Annotated in this window: 22 protein-coding genes and 1 pseudogene; 17 read left to right on the top strand and 6 right to left on the bottom strand. The window is 67.7% G+C overall.

Annotated elements, in window-relative coordinates; translation table 11 throughout:
• Positions 1-360 precede the first annotated feature (360 nt).
• The gene (locus ACF8ML_RS07975; RefSeq protein WP_016445211.1) at positions 361-762 is read right to left on the bottom strand and encodes a cell division protein ZapA; all 402 of its coding nucleotides are present in this window, start codon (positions 760-762) and stop codon (positions 361-363) included.
• Positions 763-794: 32 nt separating this feature from the next.
• Complete coding sequence (locus tag ACF8ML_RS07970; RefSeq protein WP_012204637.1) at positions 795-1,004, bottom strand: hypothetical protein; 210 nt, start codon at positions 1,002-1,004, stop codon at positions 795-797.
• A 255-nt stretch (positions 1,005-1,259) separates the two neighbouring features.
• Between ACF8ML_RS07970 and ACF8ML_RS07965 the strand changes: the two genes are divergently transcribed.
• The 16 genes from ACF8ML_RS07965 (at position 1,260) to ACF8ML_RS07890 (ending at position 14,806) form a co-directional block, all read left to right on the top strand.
• Complete coding sequence (locus ACF8ML_RS07965; protein ID WP_392406896.1) at positions 1,260-2,660, top strand: cobyrinate a,c-diamide synthase; 1,401 nt, start codon at positions 1,260-1,262, stop codon at positions 2,658-2,660.
• On the top strand, positions 2,657-3,250 hold the full coding sequence (locus ACF8ML_RS07960) for a bifunctional adenosylcobinamide kinase/adenosylcobinamide-phosphate guanylyltransferase (protein ID WP_013803219.1): 594 nt from the start codon (positions 2,657-2,659) through the stop codon (positions 3,248-3,250). Before ACF8ML_RS07965 ends, ACF8ML_RS07960 begins: the two co-directional genes overlap by 4 nt.
• Positions 3,247-4,125 carry an ABC transporter substrate-binding protein gene (locus tag ACF8ML_RS07955; protein WP_392406893.1) on the top strand — a complete coding sequence of 293 codons (879 nt, stop codon included), beginning with the start codon at positions 3,247-3,249 and terminating at the stop codon, positions 4,123-4,125. The genes ACF8ML_RS07960 and ACF8ML_RS07955 overlap by 4 nt, the downstream gene beginning before the upstream one ends.
• Before the next feature lie 41 nt (positions 4,126-4,166).
• Positions 4,167-5,150 (top strand): FecCD family ABC transporter permease, encoded by a 984-nt coding sequence (locus tag ACF8ML_RS07950; RefSeq protein ID WP_392406891.1) that lies wholly within the window; start codon positions 4,167-4,169, stop codon positions 5,148-5,150.
• The gene (locus tag ACF8ML_RS07945) at positions 5,147-5,950 is read left to right on the top strand and encodes an ABC transporter ATP-binding protein (protein WP_392406889.1); all 804 of its coding nucleotides are present in this window, start codon (positions 5,147-5,149) and stop codon (positions 5,948-5,950) included. The genes ACF8ML_RS07950 and ACF8ML_RS07945 overlap by 4 nt, the downstream gene beginning before the upstream one ends.
• 16 nt (positions 5,951-5,966) lie before the next feature.
• Positions 5,967-6,767 (top strand): aminoglycoside phosphotransferase family protein, encoded by an 801-nt coding sequence (locus ACF8ML_RS07940; RefSeq protein WP_392406887.1) that lies wholly within the window; start codon positions 5,967-5,969, stop codon positions 6,765-6,767.
• The gene (locus ACF8ML_RS07935; RefSeq protein WP_392406886.1) at positions 6,709-7,641 is read left to right on the top strand and encodes a phytanoyl-CoA dioxygenase family protein; all 933 of its coding nucleotides are present in this window, start codon (positions 6,709-6,711) and stop codon (positions 7,639-7,641) included. Before ACF8ML_RS07940 ends, ACF8ML_RS07935 begins: the two co-directional genes overlap by 59 nt.
• A 225-nt stretch (positions 7,642-7,866) precedes the next feature.
• Positions 7,867-8,112 (top strand): DUF6364 family protein, encoded by a 246-nt coding sequence (locus tag ACF8ML_RS07930; protein WP_392406884.1) that lies wholly within the window; start codon positions 7,867-7,869, stop codon positions 8,110-8,112.
• Complete coding sequence (locus tag ACF8ML_RS07925) at positions 8,109-8,546, top strand: TA system VapC family ribonuclease toxin (protein ID WP_016453067.1); 438 nt, start codon at positions 8,109-8,111, stop codon at positions 8,544-8,546. Before ACF8ML_RS07930 ends, ACF8ML_RS07925 begins: the two co-directional genes overlap by 4 nt.
• A gap of 29 nt (positions 8,547-8,575) precedes the next feature.
• The gene (locus ACF8ML_RS07920; protein ID WP_034363079.1) at positions 8,576-9,241 is read left to right on the top strand and encodes an aspartate/glutamate racemase family protein; all 666 of its coding nucleotides are present in this window, start codon (positions 8,576-8,578) and stop codon (positions 9,239-9,241) included.
• Between the two features lie 63 nt (positions 9,242-9,304).
• Positions 9,305-9,874 (top strand): cob(I)yrinic acid a,c-diamide adenosyltransferase, encoded by a 570-nt coding sequence (gene cobO / locus ACF8ML_RS07915; protein ID WP_013803210.1) that lies wholly within the window; start codon positions 9,305-9,307, stop codon positions 9,872-9,874.
• Positions 9,875-9,913: 39 nt separating this feature from the next.
• Positions 9,914-10,621, top strand: coding sequence for a 5,6-dimethylbenzimidazole synthase (gene bluB, locus ACF8ML_RS07910; RefSeq protein ID WP_267178859.1), 708 nt, complete (start codon positions 9,914-9,916; stop codon positions 10,619-10,621).
• Positions 10,618-11,700: an adenosylcobinamide-phosphate synthase CbiB gene (cbiB, locus tag ACF8ML_RS07905; protein ID WP_047327272.1), complete on the top strand. Its 1,083-nt coding sequence runs from the start codon at positions 10,618-10,620 to the stop codon at positions 11,698-11,700. Before bluB ends, cbiB begins: the two co-directional genes overlap by 4 nt.
• Complete coding sequence (locus tag ACF8ML_RS07900; RefSeq protein ID WP_047327137.1) at positions 11,697-12,740, top strand: aminotransferase class I/II-fold pyridoxal phosphate-dependent enzyme; 1,044 nt, start codon at positions 11,697-11,699, stop codon at positions 12,738-12,740. Before cbiB ends, ACF8ML_RS07900 begins: the two co-directional genes overlap by 4 nt.
• Positions 12,727-14,232, top strand: coding sequence for a cobyric acid synthase (locus ACF8ML_RS07895; protein WP_047327138.1), 1,506 nt, complete (start codon positions 12,727-12,729; stop codon positions 14,230-14,232). Before ACF8ML_RS07900 ends, ACF8ML_RS07895 begins: the two co-directional genes overlap by 14 nt.
• A gap of 142 nt (positions 14,233-14,374) precedes the next feature.
• Positions 14,375-14,806 carry a hypothetical protein gene (locus ACF8ML_RS07890; RefSeq protein ID WP_016445226.1) on the top strand — a complete coding sequence of 144 codons (432 nt, stop codon included), beginning with the start codon at positions 14,375-14,377 and terminating at the stop codon, positions 14,804-14,806.
• 140 nt (positions 14,807-14,946) lie between these two features.
• Here ACF8ML_RS07890 and ACF8ML_RS07885 read toward each other — a convergent pair whose 3' ends face one another.
• Positions 14,947-15,510 carry a hypothetical protein gene (locus tag ACF8ML_RS07885; protein ID WP_013803205.1) on the bottom strand — a complete coding sequence of 188 codons (564 nt, stop codon included), beginning with the start codon at positions 15,508-15,510 and terminating at the stop codon, positions 14,947-14,949.
• 292 nt (positions 15,511-15,802) lie between these two features.
• Positions 15,803-16,081 (bottom strand): annotated as a pseudogene (locus ACF8ML_RS07880) (TIM barrel protein); the annotation flags it as partial.
• Between the two features lie 113 nt (positions 16,082-16,194).
• On the opposite strand from ACF8ML_RS07880, the gene ACF8ML_RS07875 reads away from it, so the two are divergent.
• A complete protein-coding gene (locus tag ACF8ML_RS07875) occupies positions 16,195-16,566 on the top strand; it encodes a hypothetical protein (RefSeq protein ID WP_016445227.1) in 372 nt (123 codons plus the stop codon).
• Positions 16,567-16,584: 18 nt separating this feature from the next.
• On the opposite strand, the gene ACF8ML_RS07870 is transcribed toward ACF8ML_RS07875, so the two are convergent.
• On the bottom strand, positions 16,585-18,462 hold the full coding sequence (locus tag ACF8ML_RS07870; protein ID WP_392406879.1) for a TRAP transporter large permease subunit: 1,878 nt from the start codon (positions 18,460-18,462) through the stop codon (positions 16,585-16,587).
• The gene (locus ACF8ML_RS07865; protein ID WP_016453060.1) at positions 18,459-19,475 is read right to left on the bottom strand and encodes a TRAP transporter substrate-binding protein; all 1,017 of its coding nucleotides are present in this window, start codon (positions 19,473-19,475) and stop codon (positions 18,459-18,461) included. Before ACF8ML_RS07865 ends, ACF8ML_RS07870 begins: the two co-directional genes overlap by 4 nt.
• Positions 19,476-19,516 lie beyond the last annotated feature (41 nt).

Genomic DNA, 19,516 nt, shown 5'->3' with positions numbered 1-19,516 from the left:
AACAAAAAACCCGGCGCACCGTGGAGGTGCGCCGGGTTGGAATCAGGTGTCTGCAAAGACCACCGGGCCGTCATCCTGAACCGGGGTTCAGGGGGGCAAGGGCAGCCAGACGTTGGGTTCATCTGACGCGAGACGATCACGCTCGAATGGCAATGTACCAAGCCCGGGCTCATAGAGCATTGGTCCAAGGAACTATAAAGCCCGGCGGGTTTGCAGACGCCTCCATTCTAAGGCCGTTGATCAGGCCCGCGATCAAGTTCTTTGAACGGCATGGGCTTTTCATTGACATGGGCGATGCAATGAAAACAGCCTCCGAAGAGGCTGTCGTGCGGGGCAAGGAAAGGCAGCGGCGGCCCAGGCTCAGATCAGCCGCGCATCGCCCTCCAGGGCCTGGTCCAGGCGCAGCACCAGTTGCTCGGCAAGGGCCTGCTGGCGCGCACGCTCGGCCAGCTCCTCGGGGCTGGGCTCGGGCGGCTGGGATGGGGCGTTGTGCTGGGAAGCGGCCTCGTCATGCAGGGACTGCATCTCGGCCTGGGCCGTGGCCATGGCGCTTTCCTGGGCTTCGCGGTCCAGCACGTCGAAGGCCATGTTCAGCGCGGACAGCACGGCCACGCGCTCGCGGGAGCGGACCTTGCCGCTGTCGCGGATGCGGGTCATGGCCGTGTCCACTCGGCGCACGGCTTCGAGCAGACGCTCTTCCTGGCCATCGGGGCAGGTCAGCACATAGCTTTGCTGCAGGATTTGCACTTCGATCTGCTTCATGGGCGTTCGGGGCGTCGGCGGTTGCGAAGGGGTCAGGCCCCCTGGTTGGAGGGCAGGCGCTCGATCAGGGCATCGACGCGGGCCCGGGCGGCGTTGAGCCGCGAGCGCAGCGAATCACGCTCCTGGGTCAGGGCCGCCACCTGCTCGGCGAGCAGCGCATTGGTGCGTTGCAGTTCCTCGTGGCGAACCAGCAGGCGCTCCACGCGCTCTGCAATGTGGTCGAGGGAAGTCTGGGAGGTCATAGACGCTGAGATTGTAGGACGTGCGAACGAAGTGAGCACATTCCGTGGAAGTATCCGAGGAAACCTGGTAACAGGCAGGCGTACACGGCTTGACGTCAGCGCCTTGCTCGGGTATTGGAGAGCGAGCGCCAGACTGTCTCACAAAATCGTAGCGCCATCTGTAGGACTCGTCTGCTTCGGCGGGATGTATTGCGTAAGCATTGGTTGCGGCCGCGGTGCGGGCGCGCACTACAATGCGCCGCGCGGAGCGAACACATGAACATTGACCTTGGCCAGGGCGGGGCACGCTGCCCGGCGCTGCTGATCACTTCCACGGCTTCGGGCCAGGGCAAGACCACGCTGACGGCTGCGCTGGCGCGGCTGCATGCGCGCCAGGGGCGCCGCGTGCGCGTGTTCAAGTGCGGCCCTGACTTCCTGGACCCGCACTGGCACGAGCTGGCCAGCGGCGCGCCCGTGCACAGCGTCGATCTGTGGATGACGGGCGAGGCCGACATGCGTGCGCGCCTGCACGCCGCCGCCTGCGAGGCCGACCTCATCCTGGTGGAAGGCGTCATGGGCCTGTTCGACGGCACGCCCTGCGCGGCCGATGTGGCCGAGCGGCTGGGCCTGCCGGTGCTGGCCGTGATCGACGCCTCGGGCATGGCCGGCACCTTTGGCGCACTGGCCCATGGCCTGCAGCACTACCGGCCCGGCCTGCGCTGGGCCGGCCTGCTGGCCAACCGCGTGGGCAGCGCCCACCATGCCGACCTGCTGCGTGCCGGCCTGCGCGAGCCTTCGCTGTGGCTGGGCGCGCTGGCGCGGGTGCAGGGCGCAGGCGCCACCTCGCTGCTGCCCGGGCGGCACCTGGGCCTGGTTGCCGCGCATGAGCTGGACGATGCCCTGCAGCGCCTGGACGTGGCCGCCGATGCGCTGCTGGCCACGCCGCTGGGCCAGTTGCCCTGGCAGGCCGAAGTCGGGCAGGGCGCCAGCTGGCAGGACTGGTCCGTGGACTTTGAACCGTGCCCGGAACCTGCCGAAACCGTGCAGCCCTGGCTGGCGGGCCGCACCGTGGCGGTGGCGCGTGATGCGGCCTTCAGCTTCATCTACCAGGCCAACCTCGACTGCCTGCGTTCCATGGGTGCGCGGATTGCCTTCTTCTCGCCCCTGGCCGCAGAGCGCCTGCCGCAGTGCGATGCGCTGTGGCTGCCCGGCGGCTATCCGGAACTGCACCTGGACGCGCTGGCCGCCCATGCCGCGCTGCGCGGTGACATTGCCGCCCACGTGGCTGCCGGCCGCCCGGTCTGGGCCGAGTGCGGCGGTATGCTCGCGCTGTGCGAACGACTGACCGACACTGCGGGCCGGACCACGGACCTCTGGGGCCTGTTGCCCGGCCATGCGCGCATGCAGCCGCGCCTGGCCGGCCTGGGCATGCAGCAACTGCCCACGCCCTGGGGCCTGTTGCGCGGCCATACCTTTCACTACAGCCGGCTGGACACTTCCATGGCCGAGGCCGGGCGCAGCAGCCGCCCCGGCCAGGCCCCCCAGCCCGACCGGGGCGAGGCGCTGTACCGCCAAGGCAGCGTGTACGCCAGCTATTTCCATGCCTGGTTTGCTTCGCAGCCGCGCGCCGTGGCGGCGCTGCTGGGCGCTGACATTCCCGCAGGCCAGGCGTCATGACCGACCAGATATCTACCTATTCGCTTGCGCGCAGCCAACTCATTCTGGGCGGCCAGAAAAGCGGCAAGTCGCGCCGTGCCGAATTGCTGGCCCGCGCTTGGCTCGATGGCGCCCTGGACCGCGAGGCCGCGCTGATCGCCACCGGCCAGCCCTGGGACGACGAAATGCGCGAGCGCATCGCCCGCCACCGGCGCGACCGCGCCGAGCGCGTGCCCGGCATGGCCACGCTTGAGGAGCCGCTGGACCTGGCCGCCATGCTTGCGCGGCACAGCACGCCGCAGCGCCTGCTGGTGGTGGACTGCCTGACGCTGTGGCTGACCAACTGGATGATGCCGGCCCAGCCTTCCGAGGAACTGGCGCGCGGATGGGAGGGCCAATGCACGGCCTTTCTTGCCGCCTTGCAAGCTGCGCCCGGCCCGGTGATCCTGGTCGGCAACGAGATCGGCCTGGGCGTGATCCCGCTGGGATCGCAGGTGAGGGCCTTTGTGGATGCGCTGGGTGTGCTCAACCAGCGTGCGGCGCAAAGCTGCGAAACCGTCACGCTGATGTGCGCCGGCCTGCCGTTGGCGCTCAAGGGCCCGCAGCCGTGAGGCCATGGCGTCCCGCCCTGTGGGGCCTGGCGTTGGCACTGGCGCTGTCTGCGGCGCAGGCTGCCATCCGGGTCACGGACGGGCGGGGCGTTCCGGTGGAGCTGCCACATCCGCCGCAGCGCATCGTCAGCCTGCTGCCCTCGCTGACCGAGACCGTGTGCGAGCTGGGCGGCTGCCAGCGCCTGGTCGGCGTGGACCGCTATTCGAACTGGCCGGCCCATGTGAAGACCCTGCCTGTGGTGGGCGGCGGAATCGATCCCAACATCGAGGCCATCGTCGCGCTCAAGCCCGATCTGGTGCTGGTGTCCATGGCCTCGCGCTCGGTGGCGCGGCTGCAGGCATTGGGCCTCAAGGTGGTGGCGCTGGAGCCGCGCACCCATGCCTATGCGCAGGCCGTGCTGCGCACCGTGGGCCAGTTGCTGGACCTGCCGCCCGCGCAGGGCGCCGACCGTGTCTGGGCCGCCATTGAGGCGCGCATGCAGGAGGTGGAGCGCAGCATGGCCCCCGCGCTGCGCGGGCAGACCGTGTATTTCGAGGTCAACCGCGGCCCCTTTGCCGCAGGCGAGTCTTCGTTCATCGGCGAGACCCTGGCGCGCCTGGGCATGCGCAACATCGTGGGCGCGCAGCTGGGGCCGTTCCCGCGCATCAACCCTGAATTCGTGGTGCGCGCCGACCCGGACTTCATCCTGGGCGGCGACCGCAGCCTGGGCACATCGGGCGAGCCCTATCCGGGCTGGGGCCGCCTGCGTGCCATGCAGGCCGGGCGCGTCTGTCGCTTTGTGCCAGCCGAGCTGGACGTGCTGGTGCGCGCCGGCCCGCGCCTGGCCGAGGGCGCTGCGCTGATGGCGCGCTGCCTGAACGGGGCCGCACGGTGAGGCAGGCCCGCAGGCACCACAGCGGCCTGGCTGCGCCCTGGATGGCACTGGCCCTGCTGGTCGTGAGTGTCCTGCTCATGCTGCTGGGCGCGGGCGTGGGCAGCACGGGCTGGGAGAGCGTTTGGGCGGCGCGCAGCGATCCGCTGTCCTGGCAGATCGTCACCGAGATCCGGCTGCCCCGCACGGCGGGCGCGTGGCTGGCGGGCGGCCTGCTGGGGCTGGCCGGGGCCATCGCCCAGGGCGTGTTCCGCAACCCGCTGGCTGATCCCTATCTGCTGGGCAGTGCCTCCGGCGCCTCGCTGGGCGTTGCGTTGAGCATGGCGGCGCTGGGCGCCTCGCCCTTCGCACTGGCGGGACTGGCGCGCCTGGGTGTCACGGGCGCGGCCTTTGCGGGCGCGGCCCTGGCCGTGCTGCTGACCCTGGTGCTGGCCCAGGGCGTGCACAACACCATGCGCCTGCTGCTGGCCGGGGTGGTGGTGGGGGTGGTGCTGGGCGCGGCCGCATCGCTGGTGCTGCTGATGAACCCGGACATCATGCAGGCCATGCAGGCCTTCATGCTGGGCAGCACCTCCTTCATCGGCTGGGGCGCCTGCGCGCTGATGCTGGCCGTGCTGCTGGCCACCACCCTGGGCGCCTGGTGCCTGGGCCGCGTGCTCGACGGCCTGTCCCTGGGCGAGGCCACGGCCCACAGCCTGGGCCTGCCGCTGGCGCCGCTGCGCATGGTGCTCATCTTGCTGCTGGCGCTGGCCACGGGCACGGCCGTGGCGCAGACCGGGCTGATCGCCTTCGTCGGCCTGGCTGCGCCGCATCTGGTGCGCTCCATGGTGCGGTCCATGCACCGCTGGCTGCTGGTGCTCAGCGCGGGCATGGGCGCCGTGCTGCTGCTGGCCGCCGACCTGCTGGCGCGCTGGCTCATCGCCCCGCAGGAGCTGCCCGTGGGCGCGCTCACGGCCCTGCTGGGCGGCAGCTACCTGCTGTGGCTCATGCACCGCCGCCACGCCCTGCGCGGCGGGGAGGGCGCATGACGGCACTGGCCCCCGCCCTGCAAGCGCGCGCCCTGAAGGTTCGCCTGGGCGATCGACAGGTCCTGGGCGGCCTGAGCCTGGCCCTGCCCGCCGGCCGCTGGACCGCCATCGTCGGCCCCAACGGCGCCGGGAAATCCACGCTGCTGCGCGCCCTGGCAGGCATGGAGTGCGGCGCTGGCGTGCAAGGCGAGGTGGAGCTCCTGGGCCGCCCGCTGCGGCAATGGAGTGCGCGCGAACGGGCCTGCTCGCTCGCCTGGCTGGGCCAGAACCAGCCCGTGGCCGGCGACATGCAGGTCCAGGACGTGGTCATGCTGGGCCGCCTGCCGCACCAGGGCTGGCTGGCTGCGCCCAGCCAGGCAGACCATGCCGCCGTGGAGCAGGCCCTGCGCCAGACCCAGGGCTGGGACTGGCGCATGCGCAGCGTGGGCAGTCTCTCTGGCGGCGAGCGCCAGCGCGTGCTGCTGGCGCGCGCCCTGGCCGTGCAGGCCCGCGTGCTGCTGATGGACGAACCCCTGGCCAACCTCGACCCGCCGCACCAGGCCGACTGGCTCGAATGCGTGCAGGCCCTGGTCGCCCAGGGCTGCACCGTGGTCAGCGTGCTGCACGAGATATCGATGGCCTTGCAGGCCCAGGACCTGGTCATTCTCGACAAGGGGCAGGTGATGCACCAGGGCGCCTGCGCCGACGCGGCCACGCATGCGGCGCTGGAGGCCGTGTTCGAGCACCGGCTGCGCATCCGCGCCATCGACGGGCAGTGGCTGGCCCTGCCACGGCTGCGGGGGCAAGCCGCAGCTCCCTGATCGCCTGTTGGAAAAAATGTCTCTCCATGCGCCGTATCTGAGCCGCTGGGCTCTGACCATCGATGGCCAGCCCCTGTCCACGCCGCGCGGCGTGCTGCTGCCCGTGCGCCAGGGTGGCACGCCCGCTATGCTCAAGATTGCGCTGGAGCCCGAAGAGATGGCCGGCGCTCGCCTGATGGCCTGGTGGAATGGCGACGGCGCCGCGCCTGTGCTGGCCCAGGAAGGGCCGGCCTTGCTGATGCTGCGCGCCACAGGACCCGAATCGCTGGTGGAGATGGCCCGTGGCGCGCGCGATGAGGAGGCCACGCGCATCCTGTGCACCGCTGCCAAGCGCCTGCACCTGCCGCGCGCCAAGGCGTTGCCACCCCTGGTGCCTCTGACGCAGTGGTTCCATGCATTGCTTGCACAAGGCCATGGAACCGCCAGCCTGCTCGGCCTGTGCGCCACCACGGCGCGCGAGCTGCTGGCCGCACCGCGCGACGTGACCGTGCTGCATGGTGACCTTCACCACGGCAATGTGCTGGACTTCGGCCCCCTGGGCTGGCTGGCCATCGACCCCAAGGGCCTGCACGGTGAGCGCGGCTTTGACTACGCCAACATCCTGAGCAATCCCGACCCCGCCATCGCACTGGCGCCGGGGCGCTTTGCGCGCCGCATGGCCACCATTGCCGAAGTCTCGGGCATAGAGCAAAGGCGCCTGTTGCAATGGGTGCTGGCCTGGTCGGGGCTGTCTGCCGTCTGGAGCATGGAAGACGGTGATGATCCTGGCGCTGCAATGGCTGTGGCGCAAATGGCGGCTTCGGCCCTGGCATGCTGATTTTCAGACTGCGATACATCTCTTTTTCTGTCGCAACAGGGTGAAATGGCGCTTCACAAAAAAAGGGTGGAGGAATTTTTCGATGCTTGCCGATGCACTGGGGATGTTTGAACAGCAGGGATTTGTCATCTGGCCAAGACCCATGGAGAAGGGCCTTCTCGACAGCTTGGTGGCATCTGTTGAAGCCATCCAGCGCCATGCGCAGGCCAGGACACTGGATCCGGCGCTGGACGAGCTGTTGGTGTACGAGAAAGATCTGCCGGCCAGCAAGCGCGCCGGCTTGGATGGTGCCCTTACCGGAAACTCGATCTTCATTGTTGGAGATCCCGCCCGCTTTGATGAAGTCTTCGCAGAGACACTTCACGATGCCGCGCTTGTCTCGGCGGCAACGACGCTTCTTGGCGTGGACGAGGCAGTGGTCCATTTCATGAACGTGACCATCAAGAATCCCGGATTCGGACGGTCAATCTCCTGGCACCGCGATTATCCCAATGGGTATTTCTGCACCAGGGATTCCAGCTTTGTTCGTCTGATGATCTGCCTGGATGGCATGTCGGTGGAGAGCGGTGCCACCTGCTTTGATGCGGGCACTCATCGCATCTCCGACCAGGAGGCGCAGCAGCAGAAGGTGAGTGGCACCTGGCCCACTCCCGATCCGGCCGACACCGTCACCGTGCAGTGTGACCCAGGCCAGATCGTGGCGATCCACCCGAAGGTGCTTCATGGCGGAGGCATGAATACCGGCTCTGGAATGCGGCGCAACGTCATCCTGCAGATTGGCACTCTGGGTGCAGAGCCCATGACACACGCCGAAGAATCTCTGACCGGCATCGTCATCGGCGCGAAAGGCTGCAGGGAACACCTGAATCGCTGAAGGCGTATCGGGGACGAGGCCAAGGCCATCGTGGACCGCGTGGTGAGGGGCATGATGCCTTCGCCCATCCTTCGCTCATCCCTCGTCCAAGGGCATCTGAAGGGCGCAGGCCGGCCTGGTTGTCCTGCCAGCGGAATTTTTCTAACATACAGAAATCTGTACGAAAGATCTTTGCAAAGGATCTGTGCGAGAAATCTGTACGAAATTCCTGCTCTGAGGGCCGTCATGAAGACCACGCTTGACCTCAACGATGCATTGCTGACCGAAGCAAAGACCTATGCGGCACAGCAGCACACCAGCCTGACGCGCCTGATCGAGGAGGGCCTGCAATTGCGCTTGCGCAAGGCCCAGGCGCCTGCCCGGCGCGTGCGCCTTCCCGTCTACCGCGGCAAGGGCGGACTGGCACCGGGGCTGGACGCACTGAGCAACCGCGCGCTGCTGGATGCCGCCGGTCAGCAGGATCAACCATGACGCCCGATGTCAACCTGCTGGTTGCGGCATCGCGCAGCGACCACCCCCATCATTCGGTGGCCCGCGACTGGCTGGAGCAGGCCATGGCCGATGCCAGCCAGGGCGTGCTGCTGAAATTGCAGCCCATGGTGGTGGCGAACTTTCTGCGCCTGGTCACGCATCCGAAGATCTTCGTCAACCCGACTCCTATGGTCGAGGCTTTGCGCTTCGTTGACGCATTGCTGGCATCGCCCGGCGTCGAGCAGGCCGTGCTGGGTGCCGAATGGCCGGCGTTAAGGCAACTGTGCGCCGACAAGGCGCTTTCCGCCAATGACGTGCCGGACGCTTGGCTGGCCGCCGCCGCCATCCACCAGGGCGAGCATGTGGTCAGCTTCGATGCCGATTTCAAGCGCCTGCTGCCGCGCTCCCAGTTCACCCGGCTGGCGCCCCAATAATTCCTTTCCTTTTCAGATTCCCCCAATCCATGACCCGCATCGCCCTCATCCACGCCCTCAGCCATTCCGTCGCTCCCATCAACGAAGCCTTTGCGCGCGACTGGCCCGAGGCGGTACGCATGAACCTGCTGGACGACAGCCTCTCGGCCGACCTGGCGCGCAACGGGCGCGGGCTGGACGCCGCCATGCACGAGCGCTTCCAGCGCCTGGCGCAGTACGCCGTGGACACGGGCGCGCAGGGGATCTTGTTCACCTGCTCGGCCTTCGGCCCCTGCATCGAGGCCGTGGCCGCGCGCCATGCGCCGCTGCCTGTGCTCAAGCCCAACGAGGCCATGATCGAAGAGGCGGTGCAGGCCGTGCAGGGCCAGCAGGGTGCTTTGGGTTTGATCTCCAGCTTCGCGCCCACGCTGCAGTCCATGCCGCCGGAGTTCCCGGCCAGCATCGAATTGGTGCCTGCCCTGGCCGATGGCGCCATGGACGCGCTCAACCGCGGCGACACCGCCACGCATGACCGCCTGGTGGTCGAGCAGGCCAGGGCCCTGGCTGCGCGTGGCTGCACGCGCATTGCGCTGGCCCAGTTCAGCATGGCGCGTGCCCGCGCCGCCTGCGAGGCCGCCACGGGCCTGCCCGTGCTCACCACGGTGGACAGCGCCGTGCGTGCCCTGCAGCGCCGGCTGGGCGTGCGCCTCGGTTAAAGTGGCGCTCCGCTGCGGCGCATGCCCGCCGCAGCGTGTGCAACTTTTGAGGACGACAGACCCATGCAGATTGAACAGGCCCCGACGGAAAAGCCCTATGAAAAGCCCGAAGGCGAACGCCGTGGCCTGGTGCTGGTGAACACCGGCGACGGCAAGGGCAAGAGCACGGCGGCCTTCGGCCTGGCCCTGCGCGCGCATGGCCGGGGCAAGTCCGTCAAGATCTTCCAGTTCATGAAGGTGCCCACGGCGCGCTTTGGCGAGCACCGCATGTTCGAGCAGCTGGGCATGCCCATCGAGGGACTGGGCGACGGCTTCAGCTGGAAGAGCCAGGACCATGAACGCTCTGCCCAGATCGCACGCGAAGGCTGGGAGCGCGCCCGCACGGCCATTCTCTCGGGCGATCACTTCCTGGTCGTGCTCGACGAAATCACCTATCCGCTGATCTACGGCTGGCTGCCGCTGGAGCCCGTGCTGCAGGCCCTGGCCGACCGCCCGCGCCATGTGCACGTCATGCTCACGGGCCGGCGCTGCCCCGAGGAAATCATTGCCGTGGCCGATACGGTCACGCGCATGGAACTGGTCAAGCACGCCTTCCAGGCCGGTATTCCCGCCCAGCGTGGTATTGAGGACTGATGCCGCCTGCAGGCCCGGCCTGCGGCGGACAATGGCGGCATGAGCAGCGAAACGCATTCCCGGGCGCCAGAGACCATTCCCGCCCAACCCTTTGCCGAGGCCGATCGGGCAGCCGTCTACCGCGCGATCCATGAGCGGCGCGACATGCGCCATTTCTGCGGAGGCGAGGTCGCGCCCGAGGTGCTGCTGCGCCTGCTGCGCGCGGCCCACCATGCGCCCAGCGTCGGCTTCATGCAGCCCTGGCGCTTCATCCGCGTGCGCGATGCGCAGTTGCGCCAGGGCATACACGCCGTGGTCGAGCAGGAGCGCCTGCAGACCGCCCGCGCCCTGGGCGAGCGCGAGGAAGACTTCATGCAGCTCAAGGTCCAGGGTGTGCTGGATGCGGCCGAGGTGCTGGTCGTGGCCATGCCGCCCGGGCGCGATGCCCATGTCTTCGGTCGCCGCACCTTGCCCGAGATGGATGTGGCCTCGGCCGCCTGTGCCATCCAGAACCTGTGGCTGGCCGCGCGTGCCGAGGGGCTGGGGCTGGGCTGGGTCTCGCTGTTCGATCCCGAGGTGCTGGCCGCGCTGCTGCAAATGCCCGTGGGCAGCCGGCCGCTGGCCGTGCTGTGCCTGGGCCCCGTGTCCGCCTATTACGCAGAGCCCATGCTGCAGCAGCAGAAATGGGCCAGCCGTGCGCCGCTGCAGGACATGCTCTACGACGACCTGTGGGGCCAGCGCGCCGCCGGGGCGCCGCCGCAGGCATGAACGACAGCCATTTCTGGCAACTGTCGGGCGCCGCGTTCAGTCCGCTGTGGTGGAGCTGGCAGGCGCTGTCGCAGCCTGTGCCCGACCCCTGGGCCCGCCACGCCCTGGCCGCCGCGCTGGCCGTGCCCGTGGCCCTGCTGATCGACCGGCTCTGGGGCGAGCCACCCGTGTGGATGCACCCCGTGGTCGCCATGGGCCGGCTGCTGGCTGCGGTTGGGCGAAGAATTGCCCCACGCGAAGAACATGTGCGCGACTGGCCACGCTTTGCGCTGGGCGCCGTCGCCTGGTGCCTGCTGGCGCTGCTGTTCTTCGCCATCTACGCGTTCATCCAGTGGCTGCTGCCGCCCATGCCCTGGTGGCTGGGCGCCCTGGTGCTGGGCGTGCTGCTCAAGCCGCTTTTGTCCTGGCGCATGCTGCGCGACGAGGTGCTGACCGTGGAAGCTGCACTGCAGCAATCCCTGCCCGCAGGCCGCGAGCGCCTGACCTGGCTGGTCAGCCGGGACACGGCGCAGCTCGACGCAGGCCAGGTGCGCGAAAGCGCCATCGAAACCCTGGCCGAGAACCTCAGCGACTCCGTGCTGGCGCCGCTGTTCTGGTTTGCCGTGGCCGGCCTGCCGGGCGCGGCCCTCTACCGTTTTGCCAACACGGCCGATGCCATGTGGGGCTACCCGGGCTGGCGGGGGCATGGCGATGACCGGCGCCACTGGCAATGGGCCGGCAAATGGACGGCGCGTGCCGATGACCTGCTCAACTGGATACCGGCGCGCCTGACCGCCTTGCTGCTGACCTTGTCCGGCCTGGCCGCTGGCCGACGTCCGGGCTGGGGTGCGCTGCGCCAGGACGCGCGCATCACCCCGTCGCCCAACGGCGGCTGGCCCATGGGCGCCATGGCAAGGCTGCTGGGTGTGCGCCTGGGCAAGCCCGGCGTCTACGTGCTCAACCCCGCAGGCTGCGTGCCGCAGGCGGCCGAGCTGCAGCAGGCCGTGGCGCATGCGGGCCGCGTGGTCGCCATGCTGGTGGCTGCAGGGCTGGCCGCCGCCCTGGTCATTGCATGGGCGATGGCAGGAAAGACACCATGAAACCGATCCCAGTCACCCACGGCGGCACGGATGCGCTGGGCGTGCCCGCGCACGATTTCTCCACCAACCGCAATGCCTGCGGACCTTGCCCGCAGGCGCTGGATGCGCTGTCCCAGGCACATGCAGCCCAGTACCCGGACCCGCACTACACGGCGTTGCGCGCACGGCTGGCGGATCTTCATGGCGTGCAGGCCGAGCGCATCGTCATCGCGGCCAGTGCCAGCGACTTCATCCACCGAATCACCATGCATGCGGTGAGAGAGGGCGCGGCCGTCGCCAGCCTGCCGGCACACCACTATGGCGACTACGCCCACGCGGCCCAGGTCTGGCGCCTGCGCCAGGCCGCGCGCGACGGTATCACCGAAGCTGGCCCTGGCCTGCATTGGGCCTGCGCACCATCGAGCCCCCTGGGTCGGCCCGAAGATGTCTGGCCCCTGTGGAGCGAGCCCGCACCGCCCGGCACCTGGCGCGTGATCGACTGCGCCTATGCGCCCCTCAGACTGGAGCCGGGCATGGAACCCGCCGTGCCCTCCCCGGTGCGCGATGCCTGGCAGATGTGGACTCCCAACAAGGCCCTTGGCATGACCGGCGTGCGCGCGGCCTACGCCATTGCGCCCGAAGCCGTGCCGCACGACGAGATCGATGCCTTGCGTGCCCTGTCACCCTCCTGGCCCGTGGGCGCCCATGGCGAGGCCATGCTCACGGCCTGGACCGCACCGGCCACCCGGCAATGGCTGGCGCAAAGCCTGCAACGGCTGCGCGATTGGAAGGCGCAACAGATCGATCTGGTGCAGCGCCTGGGCTGGCAGGTGCTGCCCGGCTCGCAGGCCAATTACTTTGTGGCGCGCTGGCCGCAGGCACGGCAGGGCGACGCCATGCAGACGCGTCTGGCCCAACTGCGCGCGCAGGGCATCAAGCTGCGCGACTGCGACAGCTTCGGCCTGCCCGGCTGCGTGCGCATGGGCGTGCTGGCGCCTGCATCCCAGAACGCCTTGCTGGCTGCCTGGCAGCCAATGGAGAAACACCATGCAATCGAGTGAACCCGCCGCCGTGAACCTGCCCTTGCCCGAGCCCGGCCAGCGCCCCGCGCTGTGCGTGATGGTGCTGGGCACCAGCAGCGGTGCCGGCAAGAGCTGGGTGGCCACCGCGCTGTGCGCCTGGTACCGCGCCCAGGGCTACAAGGTGGCGCCCTTCAAGGCGCAGAACATGAGCAACAACGCGCGCGTGGTCTGCGCGCCGGGCGGTGCCTGGGGCGAGATCGGCACGGCACAGTACCTGCAGGCCCTGGCCGCAGGCTGCGCGCCCGATGTGCGCATGAACCCGCTGCTGCTCAAGCCCGAGGCCGACATGCGCAGCCAGGTCGTGCTGCTGGGCCGGGTCAGCGAGGAACTCTCGGCCTTGCCCTGGCGCGGCCGCAGCGCCCGCGTGTGGCCGCAGATCGCCGAGGCGCTGGACAGCCTGCGTGCCGACAACGACGTGGTCGTCATCGAGGGCGCAGGCTCGCCGGCCGAGATCAACCTGCATGCCAGCGACGTCGTCAACATGCGCGTGGCGCGCCACTGCGGCGCGCATTGCCTGCTGGTATCCGACATCGACCGCGGCGGCGCCTTCGCCCACCTCTACGGCACCTGGGCGCTGCTGCCGCCTGACGAACAGGCGCTGATCCGCGGCTTCGTGCTCAACAAGTTCCGGGGCGACGCCAGCCTGCTGGCGCCCGCCCCGCAGATGCTGCAGGAGCGCACCGGCGTGCCCACCGTGGCCACCATCCCCATGCAGTTCCAGCATGGCCTGCCGGAGGAGGATGGCGTCTTTGATGACCGTGGCTCTGGAGGAGGGGCGGGGCGCGCCGTGCACACCACCATCGCCATCATTGCCTACCCGCGCATCAGCAACCTCGACGAATTCCAGCCCCTGCTGCAGGTGCCGGGCCTGCGCGTGGTCTGGGCGCGCACGCCGGCCCAGCTGGCAGGCGCGGACTGGATCATCCTGCCCGGCTCCAAGGCCACCGCTGCCGATCTGGCCTGGATGCGGTCCCAGGGCCTGGATGCTGCCGTCGCCGCCCATGCGGCGGCAGGCCGGCAGGTGCTGGGCATCTGCGGCGGCCTGCAAATGCTGGGCGAGGCGCTGATCGACCTGCACGGCGTGGACGGCAACGCAGCCGGCCTGGGCCTGCTGCCGCTGACGACCCTGTTCGCGCCCGACAAGACCGTGCTGCCCGCCAGCGTGCAGCTGCCGCCGCTGCCAGGGGCTTTGGCGGCGCTGTCCGGCGTGCAGGCCCGGGTCTATGAAATCCACCATGGCCAGACCAGCGTGCGCCCCGACATGGTGGCCGCTGGCAGTGCCGTGGCCGAGCCCGTGCCGAGCCTGCTGTGGCACAGCCCTGACGGCCGCATCGCCGGCTGCTATTGGCACGGCCTGTTCGAGAACGCGGACGTGCTGCGCGCCCTGTGGGGTGCCGAGGTTCCCACGCTGGACAGCGTCTTCGCGCGCATGGCCGACGGCGTTCAGCGCTGGTTTGCCACCCAGGCTTGACCCAGGTCGGCGACCGCTTGCGCGTTGCGCGGCAACATGTAGGCCATGGACTGCATGCGCAGCCGTGCTGTACCGATAAATGGGGAGCTGGAAAACACGCATGCTTGGGCCTTGACTTTTTCACGAGGAATGGAGTGAAGCTATGAAGAATCCATGGATCCGTCCCCTGCAGCTGTGTATTGGCGCTGCCGTCCTGGGCATGGCCGGCCTGGCCACCGCCCAGCCCGGCCCCGGGCCTGATGGCACGCCGCCTCCGCCCCCCGCCGCGGAAAAGGCCAAGCCCCATCACCACCACAAGAAGCACGCCGAGCACAAGGGGCCCGCCAAGCGCGGCTATGACCGCCGCGACCCTGCCCAGCACGAGGCCGCCGCCGTCCAGGAGCAATCGCGCCGAGGCGGCGTCCAGTCGGGTGACAACTTCCAGCGCAATGCCGTGGCCCGCTGCGATGTCTTCAAGAACGAAGGCGACCGCCGCTCCTGCGTGGAGCGCGTCAAGGACGGCCAGGTCAGCGGCTCCGTCGAAGGCGGCGGCGTGCTGCGCGAGTACACCGAGCAGGTTCCTGTAAGGCAATAACAGCGCTGGCTGTTGTTCACCTGAGAAAACCCGCCGGGCCACGAAGCCGGCGGGTTTTTTAATGAGCGAGCTTCAAACGAAATGCTTGAAGATCGGATTGGCGTGGTGTATTGCCGAGCCGACTTCTGTCGGATGGCTGATCATTTGATTGATTTCAAAAAATCAGGATCTTCAATCAGTTCTTCGACACTCATTTTGATATTTTCCTTCAGCACGCCAAGCGCATTACCAAATTTATTGGTCTTGCGTTGAATGTTTTTGACTGCTGCATATACGATATTTCCTGAGGTTTCTTCTTTTACGGTGTAATTGACTTTGTAAGTCCAATCGATGCTGTAGCCTAGGTCATCAATGAAGAAATCTTGAATGTCTCCTGTCAGTACTTTCCCGCCCGAACTGGTATTTATGCCAACAAAACGGAGTTCAACAAAAACAGCATCTCGGATAAATTTCGATACGTCGCGATCCAGTTTTATTTCACCCATAGCTGTGTTACGTATCACATCCGGAGGCATGGGCTTGGATGTCTTTGGGTCTACAGCTGAATATGTAAACTCGCCGACAGCAAGACTGCCTTGAGCGGTCTTGGTAGAGCTTGGTGCGTAGTCAATCGTAAGGCCTGTGGGAGTGCCGCAGCCCGCCAAGGCGGTGGCAACGAACAGGGCAAACAGGATCCGCCGGCCGTATCTGTGAATTATTTTCATAGTTTCCTTTGTTTTACGATGTGTTACATATGGATTTGGGATTGTATCTGAACAATTTCCATTGCTGGCAAGGACGGCTCATAGTCTAAAAATTCGAGTGCGAAATGGACCGTGGCCGTGCACCTAACCGCAGTTCCAAGCCACAGCTGGTTTGGAGTCAACCCAGGTTGCTGTCGTGGGCCACGCGGCTCCAGGCGTCGTAGTCCATGCGTTGCTGGATGTCGCCGGTTTCAGGTCCACGACCAGACGCACCTGCGCAGGTGGTTGCGTTGAGGGCGGGGAACGTGGCCTGCAGCCACTCCTTCATCCACCCCAGCCCCTCGCTGGTAGCGTGCGCGGCCGCGCCGCGCGCGGGGCGGTATTCGCAGCCTATCCAGTCGTCGTAGCCCAGCTGGTCCAGCAGGCGGAACAGGTAGGGGTAGTTGACCTCGCCGACGTCGGGTTCGTGGCGTTCGGGCACGCCTGCGATCTGCACATGCCCCACGCGGCCCGTGGGCAGGTACTGGCGGATCTTCATGGCGAGGTCTCCCTCGACGATCTGGCAGTGGTAGAGGTCCATCTGGACCTGGATACCGGATTTGATCTGGGTCATACAAACCCATTCCACCTGTCCCGGACCGGCGCGCACCGGCAAGGCATTTCTATGATGGCGCCGTACTTCCCATATGGAAAAGGATTCAACCCATGCAAGCCTTCCGGATCGTGGTCATTGGTGCGGGGCAGACCGGCACTCCCTTGCTGCAGCAGTTGCTGGACGCGCCCTTCGTGCAGTTGCTCGGGGTGGCCGACCTGGACCTGGACCAGCCCGGCATCGCACTGGCACGCGCGCGTGGCGTGCCGGTCACCACACGGTTCATGGATCTGGTGGATGCAGCGGTGGACATCATCATCGACGTGACCGGCTCCCCCCAGGTGCGCGAGTCGTTGCGCAGCAAGATGGTGGAGACCGGCAACACGCACACGCTGATCATGCATGAGGCGATTGCGCTGCTGATGATGTCGCTGTCGGCCGGCCGGCTGGTGACCAGCAAGCACAGCGATCTGGAGTATTCCTGAACGCAGGCGGCCGCGCCTCTACAGAAATCCGATCGACAGCCAGGGCACGACCGCCACCGCCACCGTACCCAGCAACAGCGCCAGCAGGTAGCCCACGATGGGCCGCAAGCCCTTGTCCGGGTGGATCTGGCCTATGGCGCAGGCTGCGTAGTAGCCCACGCCCAGTGGTGGGGCGAACAGGCCCAGGCCCATGGCGAGCACGACGACGATGGCGTAGTGCACTTCATGGATGCCCAGGTCGCGTGCGATGGGAAACAGCAGCGGGCCGAACAGCACGATGGCGGGTATGCCTTCCAACACCGATCCGAGGATGACGAAGATCAGTAGCGAGACCGCGAGAAACGCGGGTGCCCCGCCGGGCAGGGCGGCCATCGCCTCCGCCAGCGAGCGCGAGAAGCCCGATTGGGTCAGGCCCCAGGCCATGGCCGTGGCAGTGCCGATGATGAGCAGGATGGCGCCCGACAGCGATGCCGTGGCCACGAGCATGGGCCCCAGGCGGCGCCAGTCGAACTGGCGGTAGATCAGCAGACCCGCAATGGCCGCGTAGGCAATGCCCAGGGTCGAGACTTCGGTGGCCGTGGCCACGCCCTCGACCACGGCCGCGCGGATCACGAAGGGCAGCGCCAGTGCCGGCAGGGCGATGAAGCCTAGCCGCGCGATCTGCGACCAGGGCTGGCGCTGTGTCTGCGGCGGCTGGTCATGGCGCGAGCGCCACCAGACGACCACACACAGCGACAGGCCCAGGGCCAGCGCCGGCAGCAGTCCGCCCGTGAACAGCGCTGCAATGGACACGCCCGTGACCGAGCCGATGGTGATCAGCACCAGGCTGGGCGGCACGGTTTCCGTCTGCGCGCCTGTGGCTGACAGCAGGGCCACCAGATCGCCTTCGTCCGCGCCGCGCTTGCGCATTTCGGGGAACAGTGCCGGAGCCACGGCCGCCATGTCGGCCGCCTTGGAGCCCGAGATGCCCGAGACCAGGTACATGGCCCCCACAAGCACATAGGACAGGCCGCCGCGCACATGGCCGAGCAGGCCCGCGAGAAAAGCCACCATGGCGCGCGCCATGCCCGTCATCTCGATCAGCAGCCCCAGGAAGACGAACAGCGGAACGGCCAGCAGGATGAGGTGGGACATGCCTTCGTCCATGCGCCCGACGATCACGGGCAGGGCGGTGTCCGTGGCCAGGGCCAGATAGCCGAGCGTGCCCAGGCCGAAGGCAAAGGCAATGGGCACGCCGCCGAACACGCAGGCCGCGACCACGCCGACGAAGAAGACCAGCAGGTTCAGGCGCCCCAGGTCCTCGAAGAGGCCGAAGATGCCGTTTGCCAGCACGAACGCCGCCATGATGGCGGCCACCACGGCCAGTGCCTTCCAGGCCGCCGCCTTTTCGCCGCTGCGCACCAGGCGCAGCACCGAGAAAACACCCATCAGCACGATGCCGGCGGGCAGTGCCGCAGCGCGCCAGATGTTGGAGATTTCCAGCGCGGGCGTGGTGATGAAGTGCTCGTCCGCTGCCCATTCCCAGGCGGGCCAGGCCACCAGGGCGAGAAAGGCCAGCGTGGCACAGGTGCCGATGGCATCGAACAGGGCCCGGCGCGCAGGCGACAGGCGTGAGAGCAGGGCCGTCATGCGCATGTGCTCGGCGCGCCGCAGTGCGATCACGGCACCCAGCATGGCCAGCCAGATGAAGAGCATGGAGGCCAGTTCATCCGCCCAGACCAGTGGCTGGTGGAAGACAAAGCGTGCCACCACTCCCGCAAACAGCACGCCGATATCGGCCAGCACCAGCAGGCCCGCCGCGCAAGCCACGGCCGCGCCCATCCAGCGGTCGATGCGGTCCCACGCGGTCCAGGCATCGTGCGGGGTATGGGCGGGCTTGTCCTGGGGCGCAGTCATGCCAGCGCCCCGACGCTGCGCTCGAGGATGGCCCAGGCCTGGTCACCGTGCTTGCGCTTCCATTCGGCGTAGAAGCCGACCTTGCGCAACCGCTCACGGAAGGCGGCGGTGTCGGCAGTGTTGAAGGCCAGGCCCTTGGCGGCCAGCTCCTTTTGCAGGCCGGCGTTGAGCTCGGCGACATCGTCGCGTTCGCGCAGGCCTGCGGCATTGATGTGTCGCGCCACGATGTCGCGCAGGTCTGGGGGCAGTCTTTCCCAGGCACGGCGGTTGGCCAGGAACCAGAAACCGTCCCACATGTGGTTGGTGAGCGAGCAGTACTTCTGCACCTCGTAGAGCTTGGCCGTGGAGATGATGGCCAGCGGGTTCTCCTGCCCGTCCACGATCTTCGTCTGCAGCGAGGAATAGACCTCGGCAAAGTTGATGGACGCGGGCGCGCTGTCCAGCGCCTTGAACATCGAGGTCCACAGCGGAGAGACGGGCACGCGGATCTTGAAGCCCTGCAGGTCGGCGGGACCCGCGATGGGGCGCGTGGAGGAGGTGATCTGCCGGAAACCGTTGTCCCAGATGCGCTCCATGGCCACCAGGTTGGCGTGGGCGATGCGTGCGCGGATATGGGCGCCCAGCTCGCCATCCATGGCCTTCCAGACACTGTCATAGCCGTCGAATGCAAAGCCCACGCCGCTGATGGAGGCTGCCGGCACCAGGGTGGACAGGATCAGGCCCGACAGCGTGAAGAACTCCACGCCGCCCGAGCGCAACTGGCCCAGCACATCGGTGTCCGAGCCGAGCTGCCCATTGGAGAAGACCTGGATGTCCACCCGTCCACCGGTCTCGGCCAGGATGGCCTGCGACATCTGCAGGGCCCGGATGTTCATGGGGTGCGTGGCGGGCAGGTTGTTGGCGTACTTGTAGCGGAATTCGGCCTTGCTGGCGAAGGCGCTGCGCTGTGAAAGGGCCAGTGGAAGGGCGCAGGCTGCGGCACCGTGCAGCACGTGGCGTCGGGAAAGGGTCATGGCTTGTCTCCTGAGTGTTGTCTTTGTGTCGTTCGGGCGCA

Origin of the sequence: Delftia sp. WSY_10, assembly GCF_043104705.1 — a bacterium.
Taxonomy (GTDB): domain Bacteria; phylum Pseudomonadota; class Gammaproteobacteria; order Burkholderiales; family Burkholderiaceae_C; genus Comamonas; species Comamonas tsuruhatensis.
This window is presented reverse-complemented; position numbering and strand designations above follow the sequence as displayed.